The 16218-nt window shown below is 67.0% G+C and carries 15 protein-coding genes; 11 read left to right on the plus strand and 4 right to left on the minus strand.

Annotation, left to right across the window (positions count from 1 at the left end):
* Nucleotides 1–26 precede the first annotated feature (26 nt).
* Nucleotides 27–464, minus strand: a complete 438-nt coding sequence (locus tag E1832_RS12585) for a DUF3576 domain-containing protein (RefSeq protein WP_425358975.1) — start codon at nucleotides 462–464, stop codon at nucleotides 27–29.
* 395 nt (nucleotides 465–859) lie between these two features.
* Here E1832_RS12585 and E1832_RS12590 point away from each other — a divergent pair, with 395 nt between their 5' ends.
* Both E1832_RS12590 and E1832_RS12595 read left to right on the plus strand, forming a co-directional pair.
* Complete coding sequence (locus E1832_RS12590; protein WP_165978871.1) at nucleotides 860–1849, plus strand: porin; 990 nt, start codon at nucleotides 860–862, stop codon at nucleotides 1847–1849.
* Nucleotides 1850–1987: 138 nt separating this feature from the next.
* Nucleotides 1988–2641 (plus strand): YggS family pyridoxal phosphate-dependent enzyme, encoded by a 654-nt coding sequence (locus E1832_RS12595; protein WP_133360120.1) that lies wholly within the window; start codon nucleotides 1988–1990, stop codon nucleotides 2639–2641.
* Nucleotides 2642–2662: 21 nt separating this feature from the next.
* On the opposite strand, the gene E1832_RS12600 is transcribed toward E1832_RS12595, so the two are convergent.
* Together E1832_RS12600 and ribA are read right to left on the minus strand one after the other, a co-directional pair.
* Nucleotides 2663–3163, minus strand: a complete 501-nt coding sequence (locus E1832_RS12600; RefSeq protein ID WP_206021051.1) for a L,D-transpeptidase family protein — start codon at nucleotides 3161–3163, stop codon at nucleotides 2663–2665.
* Nucleotides 3160–4248, minus strand: a complete 1089-nt coding sequence (ribA, locus tag E1832_RS12605) for a GTP cyclohydrolase II (RefSeq protein ID WP_133360121.1) — start codon at nucleotides 4246–4248, stop codon at nucleotides 3160–3162. Before ribA ends, E1832_RS12600 begins: the two co-directional genes overlap by 4 nt.
* 160 nt (nucleotides 4249–4408) lie before the next feature.
* On the opposite strand from ribA, the gene E1832_RS12610 reads away from it, so the two are divergent.
* The 6 genes from E1832_RS12610 to E1832_RS12635 all read left to right on the plus strand — a co-directional run bounded on the left by E1832_RS12610 (nucleotide 4409) and on the right by E1832_RS12635 (nucleotide 9177).
* Nucleotides 4409–5095 carry a response regulator transcription factor gene (locus E1832_RS12610; RefSeq protein WP_133360122.1) on the plus strand — a complete coding sequence of 229 codons (687 nt, stop codon included), beginning with the start codon at nucleotides 4409–4411 and terminating at the stop codon, nucleotides 5093–5095.
* Between the two features lie 268 nt (nucleotides 5096–5363).
* The gene (locus E1832_RS12615) at nucleotides 5364–6380 is read left to right on the plus strand and encodes a calcium-binding protein (protein WP_133360123.1); all 1017 of its coding nucleotides are present in this window, start codon (nucleotides 5364–5366) and stop codon (nucleotides 6378–6380) included.
* Between the two features lie 101 nt (nucleotides 6381–6481).
* On the plus strand, nucleotides 6482–7270 hold the full coding sequence (locus E1832_RS12620; RefSeq protein WP_133360124.1) for an exodeoxyribonuclease III: 789 nt from the start codon (nucleotides 6482–6484) through the stop codon (nucleotides 7268–7270).
* Between the two features lie 111 nt (nucleotides 7271–7381).
* Entirely contained in the window at nucleotides 7382–8299 is a 918-nt protein-coding gene (locus E1832_RS12625) for a tetratricopeptide repeat protein (RefSeq protein WP_206021052.1), read from the plus strand.
* Between the two features lie 27 nt (nucleotides 8300–8326).
* Complete coding sequence (locus E1832_RS12630; RefSeq protein WP_133360126.1) at nucleotides 8327–8968, plus strand: LON peptidase substrate-binding domain-containing protein; 642 nt, start codon at nucleotides 8327–8329, stop codon at nucleotides 8966–8968.
* The gene (locus tag E1832_RS12635) at nucleotides 8965–9177 is read left to right on the plus strand and encodes a Trm112 family protein (RefSeq protein ID WP_133360127.1); all 213 of its coding nucleotides are present in this window, start codon (nucleotides 8965–8967) and stop codon (nucleotides 9175–9177) included. The genes E1832_RS12630 and E1832_RS12635 overlap by 4 nt, the downstream gene beginning before the upstream one ends.
* A gap of 94 nt (nucleotides 9178–9271) precedes the next feature.
* On the opposite strand, the gene E1832_RS12640 is transcribed toward E1832_RS12635, so the two are convergent.
* Nucleotides 9272–10495: an FAD-dependent monooxygenase gene (locus E1832_RS12640; RefSeq protein WP_133360128.1), complete on the minus strand. Its 1224-nt coding sequence runs from the start codon at nucleotides 10493–10495 to the stop codon at nucleotides 9272–9274.
* An 85-nt stretch (nucleotides 10496–10580) separates the two neighbouring features.
* On the opposite strand from E1832_RS12640, the gene E1832_RS12645 reads away from it, so the two are divergent.
* The 3 genes from E1832_RS12645 (at nucleotide 10581) to E1832_RS12655 (ending at nucleotide 16217) form a co-directional block, all read left to right on the plus strand.
* Nucleotides 10581–11909 carry an amidase gene (locus E1832_RS12645; protein ID WP_133360129.1) on the plus strand — a complete coding sequence of 443 codons (1329 nt, stop codon included), beginning with the start codon at nucleotides 10581–10583 and terminating at the stop codon, nucleotides 11907–11909.
* 123 nt (nucleotides 11910–12032) lie between these two features.
* On the plus strand, nucleotides 12033–13214 hold the full coding sequence (locus tag E1832_RS12650) for an aminotransferase class I/II-fold pyridoxal phosphate-dependent enzyme (protein WP_133360205.1): 1182 nt from the start codon (nucleotides 12033–12035) through the stop codon (nucleotides 13212–13214).
* A 24-nt stretch (nucleotides 13215–13238) separates the two neighbouring features.
* Entirely contained in the window at nucleotides 13239–16217 is a 2979-nt protein-coding gene (locus tag E1832_RS12655) for a DNA translocase FtsK (RefSeq protein WP_133360130.1), read from the plus strand.
* Nucleotide 16218 lies beyond the last annotated feature (1 nt).

Raw genomic sequence — 16218 nt, forward strand, 5'->3', positions numbered from 1 at the left:
GTCTTAATGCGGTTTGGGTTCGCTTTCTAGAGCCTCTTGTCGCGCACGCGCAACTGGCGGGCCCGGGTCAGGATCGCATCCTCGACCGCGCGGGCGGTGCCGGCGGCGACGGGGCGGCCGCCCTGGGTCTGCAGCGCCACCTTGAGCGAGCGGGCGTCCAGCGCCGGGTCGCTGATGTGCACGGTGGCGCGATAGGCGCGCCCGCCGCCCGGCGGGGTGCCATAGCCGGTGACGATCACACCGGTAAAGGGATCGACCGACTGCACCGGCAGAAAGCTGAGCACGTCGAGCGACGCGCTCCACAGATAGCGGTTCACCTGCACCCGCGTGTCGCCCTTGTTCGGGCCGAACAGATCCCAGATCGAGGACCGTTCGTAGTTGGTGGGCGCCGAATCCGGGTTGTGGGCGATGTTGCCGCCCGCCGTGGTCTCGCCCCCGACCTGGACTTTGCCCAGACCGCGCACGCGGCTGCAGGATGCCGCAGCCAGACAAAGGGCCAGAATCAAGACGATCTTGGTTGGGTTCTTCAGGAATGTCATAGGGCAGCCCCGGGGTTTTCCGCTCTGGCCTGTCCTACCCAACAGGGCCATGGTGGGCAAGGCTTTAGTGTGGCGGGGCCTGCGGGCATGGTTCGGCGCGCCCCCGCGCATCGGTTCCGGCGTTCCCTTGGCGCGATTTCCGGGGATGCGTAACAGGGTCGCGTAACAGGACTGTGGCAAAGCTGCACCATCCCGAACGACTTTGAACCGAGCCCGGACGCGGCCCTTGCCAAAATGGGCATGAAAGAGCGAAACCCCTTGCCATACCCACACCGGATTCCCCGGTTTGGGCGTATGAATTGAAAACCGAGGGAAAGACTATGAAAAAGGTTCTTTTCGCTACGACTGCACTGATCGCGACCGCGAGCATGGCTGCAGCCGAAGTGCGCATCAGCGGCTATGGCCGTTTTGGTGTCGACTACAACGACGCCAACGACCGTGCCGTGAACGGCGTGCCGAGCACCACCATCACCAGCCGTCTGCGTCTGCAGTTCGACATGTCGACCGAAACCGACGGTGGCGTGGTTCTGGGCGCCCGGATGCGTATGCAGTCCGAAAGCCGTGACAACGCAGCCGGCACCGGTGTGTGGAACGCAGCACGCTTCTACGCCAGCTACGGCGGCTTCACCCTGGGTGTGGGCAACATCATCGGCGCGATCGAAAACACGCCGGGCATGTACCTGGAAACCCGCACCGCGGGCACCGGCATTGACGGCGCTGGCTTCGTCTCGCTGGTCACCAACGTGAACAACGAATACTTCAACTGGGATGCGTACTCGTCGGCTGGTGCCGGTGCGAACGGCGTCGAAGTTCTGTACTCGTCGGGTGCCTTCAACGGCCACATCTCCTACTCGACCCGTAACGGCGCCATCGGCCTTGACCGCGCTGCTGTGAACGTGTCGTACACCTTCGGTGACTGGACCGCCGCTCTGGGCGCCCAAGACACCGACATTGCATGGGGCGACAAGGTCCTGGTTACCCTGCAGGGCGACCTGGGTCAGTACGGCGTCCGTCTGGCCTATGCCGACAACGAAGGCATCTCCAAGTGGGGCCTGTACGGCAACATGGACATCGGCGCAGCGTCGAACATCCTGGTTTGGGTCACCGACGAAGACGCAGTTTCGGCTGCTGACGTCCTGGCCGGCCGTGGCGACAACCGCGACACCGCTCTGCTGGACCGCGGCGAAGGTACCTCCTACGGTATCCACTACTCCTATGACCTCGGTGGCGGCGCTTCCTTCGAAGCCGGCTGGCGTGAGTCGTCGGCAGACAACACCACCGTTCAGGCTGGTGTGTACTTCAGCTTCTAATAGCTGTCGTCACGTCTGACGTGATTTGGGCAGGTCTTCGGACCTGCCCTTTTCTTTTTGGGGGCTTCCCGTTGCGGCCTTCCCTTTTGCCGCCAACTGGTGTTTTCCTGCCGCCAATACCGGAAAGAGGGGGCAGATATGTCGCTGGAAGAGATCAAATCCCGCATCGCCAAAGCCGAGACGCAGGCCGGGCGCGCGCCCGGCTCTGTCACGCTGATCGCGGTCTCCAAGGTGCAGCCGCTGGAGCGGGTGGAGGCGGTGCTGGACCAGGGCCAGCGCGTTTTCGGCGAAAACCGCGTGCAGGAGGCGGCGGGAAAATGGCCCGCCTTCAAGGACCGGTACGACGGGGTCGAGCTGCATCTGATCGGCCCGCTGCAGACCAACAAGGCGCGCCAGGCGATGGGCCTGTTTGACGCGATCCACTCGGTTGACCGGCCAAAGCTCGCCACCGCGCTGGCCCGGCTGGCGCAGGAAGAGGGCCACTGCCCCGACCTGTTCATTCAGGTCAATACCGGCGAGGAGCCGCAAAAGGCCGGCATCCTGCCCGCCGATGCCGATGCCTTTGTCGCCGAGTGCCGGGGGCTGGAGCTGCCGCTTCGGGGGCTGATGTGCATCCCGCCGGTGGAGGAGGAACCCAGCCTGCATTTCGCGCTGCTGGCCAAAATTGCCGCGCGCAACGGACTGACGGGCCTGTCGATGGGCATGAGCAGCGATTTCGAGACCGCCATCGCGCTGGGCGCGACCCATGTGCGCGTGGGCTCGGCCATCTTTGGCGATCGCAGCTACGGCTGACCCGCGCGGCGGCGCCGCCGCTCAGCGCGCGGTCACGATGACCCGGGTGCCGGGCACGATCCGGCCTGCCAGCCAGCGCAGATCGGCGCGGGAAAAACCGATGCACCCCTCGGTCGGGTAGCCCGGACGGCGCCACTGATGCACAAAGATCGCCGAGCCGCGTCCCGGCTGCGCCTCGGGCCAGTTCCAGTCGGTGATCAGCACCAGATCATAGAGCGGATCGGCCCGCCGCAGCCGCTCGTGGCTGCACCCGTAGGGCGCGCGCACCCAGGTGTTATAGGCCGCGTCGCCGCTGGCGTCCGACCACAGATCGCGGGGTCCGATGGGCTGCGCCCAGTCCGCCGGGCGCGGCATCCGGTCAGGCCGGTACAGCATCCCGACGATGTGATGGATGCCCGCCGGGGTGGCGCCGTCGCCCTCGCGCTTGTCGGCGGTGATGCCGCCCCTGCCGATGGAGCAGGGCAGGTGCCGCCCTCCAAAGCGCACACCCGTGGGGGTCAGCACGATGTCATGCGCCGTCACAGCAGATGCCCGGATTTCTTTGCCTTGGTCGCAAGGTAGCCCCGGTTATGGGCGGTTTCGCCGACCTTGAGCGGCACCCGTTCGGCCACGGCGATTCCGGTCTTTTCCATCATCGCGATCTTTTTCGGGTTGTTGGTCAGCAGCCGCACTGCCGAAAACCCCAGCGCGCGCAGAATGTCCGCGCCCAGGCGGAAATCGCGTTCGTCATCTTCGAATCCCAGCCGGTGATTGGCCTCGACGGTGTCGAAACCCTGATCCTGCAACGAATAGGCGCGCATCTTGTTGGCAAGGCCAATGCCGCGCCCCTCCTGATTGAGATAGAGCAGAATGCCCGCCCCCTCCTCGCCCATCTGCGCCAGCGCGGCGCGCAACTGCGGGCCGCAATCGCATTTCAGGCTGCCCATCACGTCGCCGGTGAAACAGGCCGAATGCAGCCGTGCCAGCACCGGTTTTGCGCGGTCGGGGCGGCCGATCTCGATGGCGTAATGCTCTTCCGCGCCATCCTCGGGACGATAGATGTGCAGCCGCCCCGCCTCGGACGCCTCGATCGGCAGGCGGGCGTGGACCACCTCGTTCAGCGGGCTGCGCGCGCCCAGATGCGGCACGGCGAGCTTGTGGATGATCCGGGTAAGGCCGTACTCGGCGGCGAACCCGGCGCCATCGGTCACCGGAACCACCACCACCGCGGGCAGCAGCCGCGCGCTCTTGGCCAGGGCGATCGCCAGCCGGTGCAGCGCCGCGCTGCCGCCGCGCTGGCTGCTCAGCGGCCCCTTCATCGGCGCGATCAGGTCGTCGGCGGGGTCGGCCACCGCCCGGATCCACTCAAGATCGGCATCCCCGGGGATCGCCACCCGCGCCAGATCGCCGTCATAGGCGCGCGCCTTCAGCGTGTCCGCCCGCCGTCCGGTGATCGCGATCACCGGCGCCCCCAGCGCGCGCAGATCGGCAAGCCGCGCCGCAGTCAGCGTTTCGGCCGCCACAGCCAGCGCCGCTTCGTCCTCGCCCTGCAGGATTACGGGCACGCCCATCCGCAGATCGGCCCGCGCGCGGGCCAGCAGTTCGTTGATGTCGGGCAGAAGGCTCATGTCACAAGATCCGGTCTTTCGTTGCGTTTTATCTAGGGGGTTTTGTCGGAATATGAAACAAATCCCGTGCAGCGGACACGTCAGCGTGAGCGGTTTGCAGCAAAACTTGCCCCCGGCCGTGGTCGGGCGCATCTGTGATCCAACGGACAGGAGGACGCCCGTGGCGCAGTTGAAAAAGATCTTGCTGGTGGACGACGACGAGGACCTGCGTGACGCGCTCAGCGAGCAGCTGGTCATGACCGAGGATTTCGACGTGTTCGAGGCCGGCGACGGACATGCCGCGATGGAGCGGGCGAAAGAGGCGCTGTTCGATCTGGTGATCCTCGATGTCGGCCTGCCCGATACCGACGGGCGCGAGCTGTGCCGCCTGATGCGCAAACAGGGGGTCAAGGCGCCGATCCTGATGCTGACCGGGCATGACAGCGACGCCGACACCATCCTGGGGCTGGATGCCGGCGCCAACGACTATGTCTCCAAGCCGTTCAAGTTTCCGGTGCTGCTGGCCCGCATCCGCGCCCAGCTGCGCCAGCACGAACAGAGCGAGGACGCGGTGTTCCAGCTTGGGCCCTATACCTTCAAGCCGGCGATGAAGATGCTGATCACCGATGAGGACCGCAAGATCCGCCTGACCGAGAAGGAAACCAACATCCTGAAGTACCTGTACCGCGCGACCGATGGCGTGGTGCCCCGCGACATTCTGCTGCACGAGGTCTGGGGCTACAACGCGGGGGTTACAACCCATACCCTGGAAACCCATATCTATCGCCTGCGCCAGAAGATCGAGCCGGACCCGTCGAACGCCCGGATCCTGGTGACAGAGTCCGGTGGCTATCGCCTGATGGCATGATCGGAAACGGAATTGACGCAGATCAAAGACGCACTGGCTGTGTATCTTTTATCTGAACCTACCCCGCGCATGTCCGGGTTATGACATGCACCTCCCTGTTGGACTTGGCCGGGCCTTTGCGCCCGGTCTTTTTTTGCGCGGTTCATTTTCAATCGGGCTTGTCGTGGCGGGGTCCGGCCCGCCGGGCGGCACCGGAATGCCATAGTGTTTCCTTTCAATCGCCCGGCTCGTCTGGCACTCCCGCCAGAGGTTTTCAGACGGCGGCACCATGAGCACCATGAGCGGATCCTACTCAGATTTTCTCGGCGCGCTACGGATGCGCGAATCCTCCGGCGACTACACGGCGGTCAATACGCTGGGTTATCTCGGCGCCTATCAGTTCGGCGAGGCGGCCCTGGTCGATCTGGGGTTCGTCCATCTCGACTCCAATGCCTTCGACAATGACTTCAGCGGCGGGTTCACCGGCAAGCTGGACGTATTTTCGGCCGACGATTTTCTCGCCTCGCCCGCGGCGCAGGATGCGGCGGCGCTGGACTGGATGCCGCTGATGTGGCGCTACATCGGGGCGGTCGGCCTGGACGGAGAGGTCGGCCACGTGGTCGATGGCATCCTGCTGACCGCCAGCGGGCTGCTGGCCGGGGCGCATCTGCTGGGCGCCGGCACGCTGCGGACCTGGGTGCGCTCGGAGGGCACGCTGGATCTGCGGGACGCTTACGGAACGCCGATCAGCGATTACATCGGGCTGTTCGGCGGCTACGAGATCCCCTTTGTCGCCTCATCGACCTTTGCCGGCGACGACACGCTGGTCGGCGACGACGCAGGCAACCGGCTGGCCGGCCGGTCGGGTGACGACACGATCACGGCGGCCGGGGGAAGGGATCGCCTGTTCGGCGGCACCGGCAGGGATACGCTCAAGGGCAATGGCGGGGCCGATACGCTCAAGGGCGGCGCCGGGCGCGACAAGCTGCTGGGCGGGCGCGGCGACGACAGCCTTGACGGCGGCGGCCACCGGGACCGGCTGAAGGGGCAGGGCGGCGACGACATCCTGACCGGCGGGGCTGGCGCGGACCGGTTCGTCTTTGCACGCGGCGGCGGCGGCGACACGATCACCGATTTTACCGACGATGTGGATGCGATCCGCTTCGTCCGGCTTGGCGATGCCGCGTCGATCTTGGATCTGGCCGTGCAGCTGGGCGACGATGTGCTGTTCGATTTCGGCGGCGACGACAGGCTGACCGTTCTGGACACCAGCCTGGGCGCGCTGGGCGATGACATCCTCGCCTGACCCTTGCCGCCCGCCCTTTGCCCGGTCGCACCCAAGCGCGCGCTTGAGCCGCGGCGCCGCAGGGCTTAGGTAGACGGAACCCCCTCAGCAGGAGCTCCGGAATGCCCTTCACCCTTGCCACATGGAACATCAACTCGGTCCGCCTGCGCGAGGGGCTGGTCTGCCAGCTGCTGGAGCGCGAGGCGCCGGATGTGCTCTGCCTGCAGGAATGCAAGAGCCCGGTGGACAAGATCCCCACCGAGGCGTTTCGCGCGCTTGGGTATACCCACATGGTTGCGCGCGGGCAAAAGGGCTATAACGGCGTGGCGATCCTGTCCAGGCTGCCGATCGAGGACGCGGGCGACATGGATTTCGCCGGTCTCGGCCATGCCCGCCATGTCGCCGCGCGGCTGGAGAACGGGGTGGTGATTCACAATTTCTATGTCCCGGCTGGCGGCGACAAGCCGGACCGCGCGATCAACGAGAAGTTCGGCCAGAAGCTCGATTACCTGACCGAAATGCGCGACTGGTTCCGCGCCGAGCAATTCGGCGAATCCATCCTGGTGGGCGATCTGAACATCGCCCCGCGCGAGGATGACGTCTGGGATCACAAGAAGCTGCTGAAGGTGGTCAGCCACACCCCCGTCGAGGTGGAGCAGCTGGCCGAGACGCAGGCGGCCGGAAAATGGGTCGACATCACCCGGGCGGACATTCCGGAGGGCAAATTGTACAGCTGGTGGTCCTACCGCGCCCGCGACTGGGACGACGCCGACAAGGGGCGGCGGCTGGATCACATCTGGGCCACCCCCGATATCGCCGGCGCCGGGCATGGCAGCCGCGTGCTGCGCGCCGCGCGCGGTTGGGAGCAGCCCAGCGACCACGCCCCGGTTTTCGCCGAATTCGACCTCTGAACGCGGGGCGCGAAGACGGCGGCGGGCAAAGGCGCCCTGGTTGCCTCTTGGTTTCTGCGCCCACAGCTTTCATATAGGGCGCAAGCACACAGCAGCGGAGAGCTGAAAATGATGGATATTCTTTCGGGCAACGGGGCGGCACCGGCCGCCGATCTGATCAAGGACTCAACCGAGGCCGCCTTCATGGCCGATGTGGTCGAGGCCTCGAAAGAGGTGCCGATCATCGTCGATTTCTGGGCACCGTGGTGCGGACCGTGCAAGACTCTGGGTCCGCAACTGGAGGAGGCGGTCAAGGCCGCCGGCGGCGCGGTGAAGATGGTCAAGGTCAATGTGGACGAGGCCCAGATGCTGGCCGGTCAGTTGCAGATCCAGTCGATCCCGACCGTCTATGCCTTTTTCCAGGGCCAGCCGGTGGACGGGTTTCAGGGGGCGCTGCCCGCCTCCGAGATCAAGGCGTTCATTGACCGGGTGATCGAGGCCGCCGGCGGTGAGTCGCCCGGCGGGCAACTGGACGAGGCCGTTGCCGCCGCCGAGGAGATGCTGGCCGAGGGCGCCGCGGTGGATGCCGCCCAGACCTTTGCCGCGATCCTGGGCGAGGATCCCAACCACGCCGCCGCCTATGGCGGGCTGGTGCGCGCCCATATCGTCGCCGGCGATCTGGACCAGGCCGAGGCGGTGCTGAACGGCGCGCCGGCCGAGATTTCCCACGCGCCCGAGCTTGAGGCGGCCCATGCTCAGCTGGAACTGGCGCGCCAGGCCGCCGATGCCGGACCGGTGGCCGAGCTTCAGGCTGCGGTCGAGGCCGATCCGAATAACCACCAGGCCCGGTTCGACCTGGCCAAGGCGCTGCACGCGCAGGGCGACGTGGAACAGGCGGTGGATCAGCTGCTGGAGCTGTTCCGGCGCGACCGTGACTGGAACGACGGGGCGGCCAAGACGCAGCTCTTTACCGTTTTCGAGGCGCTCAAGCCCAATGATCCCATCGTGCTGAACGGTCGCCGCAAGCTGAGTTCGATGATATTTGCCTAATCGGCGTTCGGGGCTAGACTCATCGCCATGATGCAAGCCGCCGATCTGCCGGACACCCTTTCGGTCTTCCCGTTGCCCGGGGCGCTTTTGCTGCCCCGGTCGCGGTTGCCGCTGCACATCTTCGAGCCGCGCTATCTGCAGATGCTCGAGGATGCGCTGAAAACGCCCGAGCGGCTGATCGGGATGATCCAGCCCAGCCCGTTGCCGGGCCGGCCCGCCGCGCTGCACAGCATCGGCTGCGCCGGGCGCGTCACCCAGTTTTCCGAAACCGAGGACGGGCGCTATATGGTCACCCTGACCGGCATGAGCCGGTTCCGTATCCTGAACGAGGTCGAGGGGTTCACCCCCTATCGCCGTTGCGCGGTGTCCTGGGACGGGTTCGGGCGCGACCTGGGCCATGAGGAACACGACCCCGGCTTTGACCGGGCGCGGTTCCTGAACCTGCTTGGGCGGTTCTTTTCGGCGCGCCAGTTAAACGCCGACTGGGACACGTTGAAAGAGGCCGAGGACGAATTGCTGATCAATTCGCTGTCGATGCTGCTTGACTTCACCCCCGAGGACAAGCAGGCGCTGCTCGAGGCGCCGTCGCTGGAGACCCGGCGCGAAACGCTGGTCACGCTGATCGAGTTCGCGATGCGCGGCGGATCGAATGAGGAGACTATTCAATGACCCAGACCCAGACCCAGCCCTATCGGGACCGGTCTCATCCCGTCTTTGACCGCCGGATGCTGGAGGCGCTGATCTGTCCGCAGACCCATACGACGCTGGAATATGACGCCGGAAATCAGGAGCTGATCTCAAAGGCCGCGGGGCTGGCCTTTCCGATCCGCGCCGGCATTCCGGTGATGCTGGTCGACGAGGCGCGCAAGCTCGACTGAAGCAGAGCGCCGCGTTGGAGCGCGGCCTCCGGCGGGAGTATTTGGGCAGAGAACAAGCAGGGGCGCGCCGGGTTTCCGGGGCGCCCGTTTCGTTTCAGATCGGCTGGCCCTTCAACAGGCGCGGCAGATCGCCGGTCAGGCCCGCCGCCTCGCGCAGGAAACCGCGGCGCAGGGCGGGGACCGAACCCACCAGCCCCATACCCAGGTCGCGGCCCAGCCGCAGCAACGGGTTGTCGTTCGAAAACAGCTTGTTGAAGGCATCGGTCGCCAGCGCCAGCGTGGCGGTGTCGAAACGCCGCCATTGCTGATAACGCTCCAGCACCGGGGCGGCGCCCATATCCTCGCCGCGCCGGGCGGCCAGGACCAGCACCTCGGCGAGCGCGCCGACGTCGCGCAGACCGGCGTTCAGCCCCTGGCCCGCGATCGGGTGCATCCCGTGAGCCGCATCGCCGACCAGCGCCAGCCGCTCGGCGATGAAGCTGTTGGCGACGGTCAGCCCCAGCGGATAGGCCCAGCGTTTGCCGGCCAACCTGATCTCGCCCAGAAAATCGCCGAAGCGGGGGCGCAGCGCGGCGAGGTAATCCTCATCGCTCAGCGCGTTGATCGCTTCGGCGGTTGCGGTCCGCTCGCTCCAGACGATGGAGCTGCGGTTGCCGGTCAGCGGCAGGATCGCCAGCGGTCCCGGCGGCATGAAGAACTGATGCGCGACGCCGTGATGGGGTTTCTCGTGCTCGATGGCGCAGACCAGCCCGGTCTGGCCATAGTCCCAGCCGGTGCGGGTGATGCCGGCGCGCCGGGCGGTGCCGCTGGAGCGCCCGTCGCAGCCGATCAGCAGCTTTGCGGTGAGCGTGCGGCCATCGGCCAGCACCACCTCGGCGCCGCTGTGGCCGGTATTCTGTTCCACGACGGTTCCGTCGACCTGGATGATGCCGGCCTCTTCGTCCAGCGCCTCCAGAAAGGCGCGGCGCAGGTGGCGGTCCTCGACCATATAGCCCATCGGGCCCTCTTCGATCTCGTCATGGTCGAAATGCAGAAAGAAGGGTGAGGGGCCGGCGCCCGCGTGGCCGTCGGTGACCTTGATGTCGAGCATCGGTTGCGCCTCACCGGCGATCCGGTCCCAGACGCCGATGGCCTTGAGCAGCCGTTGCGAGGCCAGCGCCAGCGCATAGGCGCGGCCGTCGAAACCGGCGTCCTTGCGCAGCGCCTCGGGCAGGGTGTCGATCAGGGTCACGCGCTGCCCCGTCCGGGTCAGCGCCAAGGCCAGCGCGGGGCCGTTCAGCCCGCCGCCCACGATCAGGATATCCGAGTCGGTTTTCATGCCCCGCAATATGACTGCCGCTTCGGGATTGTCCATGCGCGGCGCTGTCGCTACCGTCGCGCCAGCGAATGCACAGGGGAATGACATGCAGGACTGGCTGACGATGAGGGCGGGCGATCTGGGGCGCGGCATCGGGCGGGGCGAGATCGACCCGGTGGCGCTGACCCGGACCTATCTGGAGGCGATCGACGCGCACCCGATGACCGATCGCATCTATGCCCGCGTGACCCATGACCGCGCGCTGGCCGAGGCCGAGGCGGCCCAGGCGCGGGCGAAGGTGGGGCGGCGGTTGTCGGTGCTCGATGGCGTTCCGATCAGCTGGAAGGACCTGTTCGATACCGCGGGGGTCGTCACCGAGGCGGGCTCGGCCCTGCTGAAGGGCCGGGTGCCGGAGGCGGATGCGCCGGCTTTGCGCAATGCCACCGCCATGGGGCTGGTGTGCCTCGGCAAGACGCATATGAGCGAGCTGGCCTTTTCCGGGCTGGGGCTGAACCCGATCACCGCCACCTCGCCCAATGTGAACGATCCCAAGGGTGCGCCGGGCGGGTCGTCTTCCGGGGCTGCGGCCTCGGTGGCGTTCAATCTGGCCGTGGCCGGGATCGGCTCGGACACCGGCGGCTCGGTGCGCATCCCGTCTGCCTGGAACGATCTGGTGGGGCTGAAGACCACCTCGGGACGGCTGACGCTGGAGGGGGTGGTGCCGCTGTGCCTGAAGTTCGACACCGTGGGGCCGCTGGCCCGCTCGGTCGAGGATGCGGCGCTGCTGCTGGCGGCGATGGAGGGCGGGCGGGCGCCCGATCTGACCGGCGCGACGCTCCGGGGGCGGCGTCTGGCGGTGCTGAAGACGCTGGTGATGGACGATCTGCGCGAGGCGCCGGCGCGCGCCTTTGACGAGGCGGTGGCGCGGTTCCGCGACGCCGGCGCCGAGATCGTCGAGATCGAGGTGCCGGAACTGGCCGAGGCGCATAAGCTTTCGCCGGTTCTGTTCACCGGCGAGGCCTATGGCCTCTGGCGCGACGTGATCGAGGCAAACCCGGATGCCATGTTCGGCGAGATCCGCGACCGGTTCCGGTCGGGCCAGCAGTTTTCGGCGCCCGATTACGTCGCCGCCTGGCAAAAGCTCGAAGCGGCCCGCGCCGCCTGGACCCGGGCGACCGCAGGCTATGATGCGGTGATCTGCCCCACCGCGCCGATCCTGCCGCCCGATGTAGACCGGCTGATGAGCGATTCCGACTACTATGTCACCGAAAACCTGCTGACGCTGCGCAACACGCGGGTGGGCAACCTGATGGGGCTTTGCGCGCTGAGCCTGCCCACCGGCGTTCCCTCCTGCGGGGTGCAGCTGCTGGCCGCGCCGAACACCGAAGAGGCGCTGTTGCGGCTGGGCGCGGCGGCCGAGGCGGCATTGCCCTGAATGCGCCGGCCTGAATGCCACATTTCCCCGTCCGCACACAGGCTTAGGCTGGACGCAAGGGGCGCATCCCTGTAACCTTCGAGGAAACGGGACGCCAACGATCCCGACCTTGAGGCACAGATGATGGACTTTCCCGAGCGGTTTTCGAACCTGCCGCCCTATGCGTTTCCGCGCCTGCGCGCGCTGCTGGATTCTCACGAACCCGGCGGCGATGTGGTGCATATGACCATCGGAGAGCCCAAGCACGAATTTCCCGCCTGGGTGACCGAGACGATCGTGGAGCACGCGGCGGAGTTCAACAGCTATCCGCCCAACGACGGCTCGCCCGCCCTGCGCGCCGCGATCTCGGGCTGGCTGGATCGCCGCTATGGCGTTTCCGTCGACCCCGAGACCGGGGTGATGGCGCTGAACGGCACGCGCGAGGGGCTCTATAACGCCGCCATGGCGCTCTGCCCCGAGACGAAGAACGGCCAGCGTCCGGTGGTGCTGATCCCCAACCCGTTCTATCAGGTCTACATGATCGCGGCGATTTCGGTGGGGGCCGAGCCGGTGTTTCTGCCCGCCACCGCCGCCACGGGGCATCTGCCCGATTTCGGCGCGCTGCCCGAAGAGGTGCTGAACCGCACCGCGATCGCCTATGTCTGTTCGCCCGCCAACCCGCAGGGCGCGGTGGCGAGCCGGGATTACTGGGCCGATCTGATCGGGCTGGCCGAGAAATACGATTTCCGCATCTTCGCCGACGAATGCTATTCCGAGATCTACCGCGACGCGCCGCCGCCGGGCGCGCTGAGCGTGGCGCGGGACATCGGCGCCGATCCGGAGCGGGTGACCGTGTTTCATTCGCTGTCGAAACGATCGAACCTGCCGGGCCTGCGCTCGGGCTTTGTCGCCAGCGGGCCGCAGAGCATCGCGCGCATCAAGACACTGCGGGCCTATTCCGGCGCGCCGCTGCCGGGGCCGTTGCAGGCCGCCGCCGCCCGGGTCTGGGCCGACGAGGCGCATGTGGAGGAGAACCGCGCGCTGTATCAGGAGAAATACCGCATCGCGGATGCGGTCTTTGCCGATGTGCAGGGCTATCAGGGGCCGGAGGCGGGGTTCTTTCTCTGGCTGCCGGTGGATGACGGCGAGGCGGCCGCGCTCAAGGTGTGGACGCAGACCGGTGTGCGCGTACTGCCCGGCGCCTATCTGGCGCGCGAGGTGGACGGGCAGAACCCCGGCAAGGGGTACGTGAGGGTCGCCATGGTGGCCCCGAAGGATGAGTTGCAGCGCGGGCTGATCACGCTCCGCGACTGTCTTTATGGATAAGAACGGGCAGGACCGAGGGTAAGCATGGCATTTCAATCGCGCAGCCGGGATCCTCTGCTGGACAGCAACATGCAGGCGCTGATCGAGAAACGCGGCAAGGAACTGATCGGGATCGTCCTGATCTGTCTCGGGCTGGCGGCGGCGGCGATGATCGTCTCCTACACGCCGGACGATCCCAACTGGATGGTTTCGACCGATGCGCCGGTGCAGAACTGGCTGGGGCGCCTGGGCGCCTCGATCGCCGCGCCGCTGTTCATGGTGGTGGGCGAGGGCAGCTGGGGCATCGCGCTGGTGCTGGTGGCCTGGGGTTTGCGCTATGCGCTGCACCACGGTGAGGAACGGGCGATGTCGCGGCTGATCTTTGCCCCGATCGCCATCGCGCTGGGCGCGGTCTATGCCGCGACGCTGGTGCCGGGCGAGGCATGGCGCGCGACCCATAGCTTCGGCCTGGGCGGTCTCTTTGGCGACACCGTGATGGGTGCGCTGCTGACCTTGCTGCCGCTCGGCTCGCATTTCGCGGTCAAGCTGATGTCGCTGGTGACCGCGATGACGATGCTGGCGCTGGGGGCCTATGTGCTGGGCTTCACCCGGCCCGAGGTCACCCGTGTGCTGCGCTTTGCGATGATCGGCATCGTGATGGTCTATGGCGCCATTGTCACCCTGCTGGGCCGGGGCGCTGGCGCGGCCGCGCAGGCGGCGCGCGAACGCCAGGCACAGCGCGCCGAGCGGCGCGAGGCCGAGCGTCAGGCGCAGATGGCTTATGAGGCCGGGTTGGCCGAACGGGCCGCCGACGGTGCGGTGATCGAGGCGCCGGAGCCCGCCCTCCAACCCACTTTCCAGCCCGCCCCGCAACCTGTCGAGGAACGCGGCGGGTTCCTGTCGCGGATGCCGGCGCTGATCCGCCGGCCCGAGCCGATGCCCGAGGCCGAACTGGTCGAACCGGCCTCGGTCGCGCCGGATCAGGTCATGCCGGGCGATGACCGCATTCGCGCCAAGATCGCCGACGCGATCCGCGCCCGGACGCGGAGCGAACCCGCCGGCGTGCCGGTGGACGACCCCACGCGGCCGCTGACCAAGGGACGCGGGCGCGGCCCCGATCCACTGCTGCTGAGCGGCGAGCGCGGCATGGAGTTGCGGCCCGAGCCGCCGGTGACAGGCGCCCAGGCCGGGCTGCCGCCCGAGCCGCCGCTGACCGCCCCGGCGGCGCATGTCCCGCTGTCGGAGCCGATGGTGGTCGAAAACGGCCTGTCCGCGACAGCGGTCCGCGACCCGGGCGAGCCGGCGCAGGCCGCCGCCCTGGCCGAACCGGCACAGCGGGCCGCGGATCCGGCGCTGCCGCTGCGGGCGTCGAAACCCGCCGCGCCGCAGGTGCCGGTCGCCGAGCCGCGCAAGGTGGTCCAGAACGCGCCGAGAAAGGCGCCGGCGCCGTCGCGCCGCGCCCAGGAAGAGGTGCAGCCGGCGCTGGCCTTTGACGAGTCGCAGGTGGAGTTCGAGCTGCCGCCGCTGGGTCTGCTGACCAATCCATCCAATATCGAACGTCAGTACCTCAGCGACGAGGCGCTGGAGGAAAACGCCCGGATGCTGGAAAACGTGCTGGACGACTATGGCGTCAAGGGCGAGATCGTTTCGGTCCGCCCCGGTCCGGTCGTGACCATGTACGAGCTGGAGCCGGCGCCGGGCCTCAAGGCCAGCCGGGTGATCGGTCTGGCCGACGATATCGCGCGGTCCATGTCGGCGCTGTCGGCGCGGGTGTCCACCGTGCCGGGCCGCAGCGTCATCGGGATCGAGCTGCCCAACGACAACCGCGAAAAGGTGGTGCTGCGCGAGATCCTTTCCTCGCGCGATTTCGGTGACAGCAAGATGAGTCTGCCGCTGGCGCTGGGCAAGGACATCGGCGGCGATTCCGTGGTCGCCAACCTGGCCAAGATGCCCCACCTGCTGATCGCCGGGACCACCGGCTCGGGCAAATCGGTGGCGATCAACACCATGATCCTCAGCCTGCTTTACAAGCTGACGCCCGAGGAATGCCGGCTGATCATGATCGACCCCAAGATGCTGGAACTTTCCGTCTATGACGGCATTCCGCATCTGCTCTCGCCCGTTGTGACCGACCCGAAGAAAGCCGTGGTCGCGCTGAAATGGACTGTGGGCGAGATGGAGGATCGCTATCGCAAGATGTCCAAGATGGGCGTGCGCAACATCGAGGGCTTCAACGGCCGCGTGCGCGAGGCGCTGGCCAAGGGCGAGATGTTCAGCCGCACGGTGCAGACCGGATTCGACGACGAGACCGGTGAGCCGATCTTCGAGACCGAGGAATTCGCGCCCGAGGCGCTGCCCTATATCGTGGTGATCGTCGATGAGATGGCCGACCTGATGATGGTCGCGGGGAAAGAGATCGAGGCCTGCATCCAGCGCCTGGCGCAGATGGCCCGTGCCTCCGGCATCCACCTGATCATGGCCACCCAGCGCCCCTCGGTCGATGTCATCACCGGCACCATCAAGGCCAACTTCCCGACCCGGATCTCGTTCCAGGTGACGTCCAAGGTGGACAGCCGCACCATCTTGGGCGAGCAGGGCGCCGAACAGCTTCTCGGCATGGGCGACATGCTCTACATGGCCGGCGGGGCCAAGATCATCCGCTGCCACGGTCCCTTTGTCTCCGACGAGGAGGTCGAAGAGGTGGTGACGCACCTGAAACAGTTCGGCCCGCCCGATTACGTCGGCAAGGTGCTGGATGGCCCCGACGAGGAAAAGGCCGACACCATCGACGCGGTGCTGGGCCTGTCCACCGGCGGCAATACCGACATGGAGGACGCGCTCTATGACACTGCGGTGCAGATCGTGATCAAGGACCGCAAATGCTCCACCTCCTATATCCAGCGCAAGCTGGCGATCGGCTACAACAAGGCCGCGCGCCTGGTCGAGCAGATGGAGGACGAGGGTCTGGTCAGCCCGGCGAACCATGTGGGCAAGCGCGAGATTCTGGTGCCGGAACAGGAGTAGG

Source organism: Antarcticimicrobium luteum, assembly GCF_004358185.1.
Classification (GTDB): Bacteria; Pseudomonadota; Alphaproteobacteria; order Rhodobacterales; family Rhodobacteraceae; genus Antarcticimicrobium; species Antarcticimicrobium luteum.

What these genes read in the sequence shown, in the direction of transcription:
- E1832_RS12620 (WP_133360124.1), top strand. Translation starts at nt 6,482, where the DNA reads ATGCCCTTCACCCTTGCCACATGGAACATCAACTCGGTCCGCCTGCGC.
- E1832_RS12615 (WP_133360123.1), top strand. Translation starts at nt 5,364, where the DNA reads ATGAGCACCATGAGCGGATCCTACTCAGATTTTCTCGGCGCGCTACGG.
- E1832_RS12630 (WP_133360126.1), top strand. Translation starts at nt 8,327, where the DNA reads ATGATGCAAGCCGCCGATCTGCCGGACACCCTTTCGGTCTTCCCGTTG.
- E1832_RS12640 (WP_133360128.1), bottom strand. Translation starts at nt 10,495, where the DNA reads ATGAAAACCGACTCGGATATCCTGATCGTGGGCGGCGGGCTGAACGGC.
- E1832_RS12645 (WP_133360129.1), top strand. Translation starts at nt 10,581, where the DNA reads ATGCAGGACTGGCTGACGATGAGGGCGGGCGATCTGGGGCGCGGCATC.
- E1832_RS12655 (WP_133360130.1), top strand. Translation starts at nt 13,239, where the DNA reads ATGGCATTTCAATCGCGCAGCCGGGATCCTCTGCTGGACAGCAACATG.
- E1832_RS12650 (WP_133360205.1), top strand. Translation starts at nt 12,033, where the DNA reads ATGGACTTTCCCGAGCGGTTTTCGAACCTGCCGCCCTATGCGTTTCCG.
- E1832_RS12595 (WP_133360120.1), top strand. Translation starts at nt 1,988, where the DNA reads ATGTCGCTGGAAGAGATCAAATCCCGCATCGCCAAAGCCGAGACGCAG.
- E1832_RS12635 (WP_133360127.1), top strand. Translation starts at nt 8,965, where the DNA reads ATGACCCAGACCCAGACCCAGCCCTATCGGGACCGGTCTCATCCCGTC.
- E1832_RS12625 (WP_206021052.1), top strand. Translation starts at nt 7,382, where the DNA reads ATGGATATTCTTTCGGGCAACGGGGCGGCACCGGCCGCCGATCTGATC.
- ribA (WP_133360121.1), bottom strand. Translation starts at nt 4,248, where the DNA reads ATGAGCCTTCTGCCCGACATCAACGAACTGCTGGCCCGCGCGCGGGCC.
- E1832_RS12590 (WP_165978871.1), top strand. Translation starts at nt 860, where the DNA reads ATGAAAAAGGTTCTTTTCGCTACGACTGCACTGATCGCGACCGCGAGC.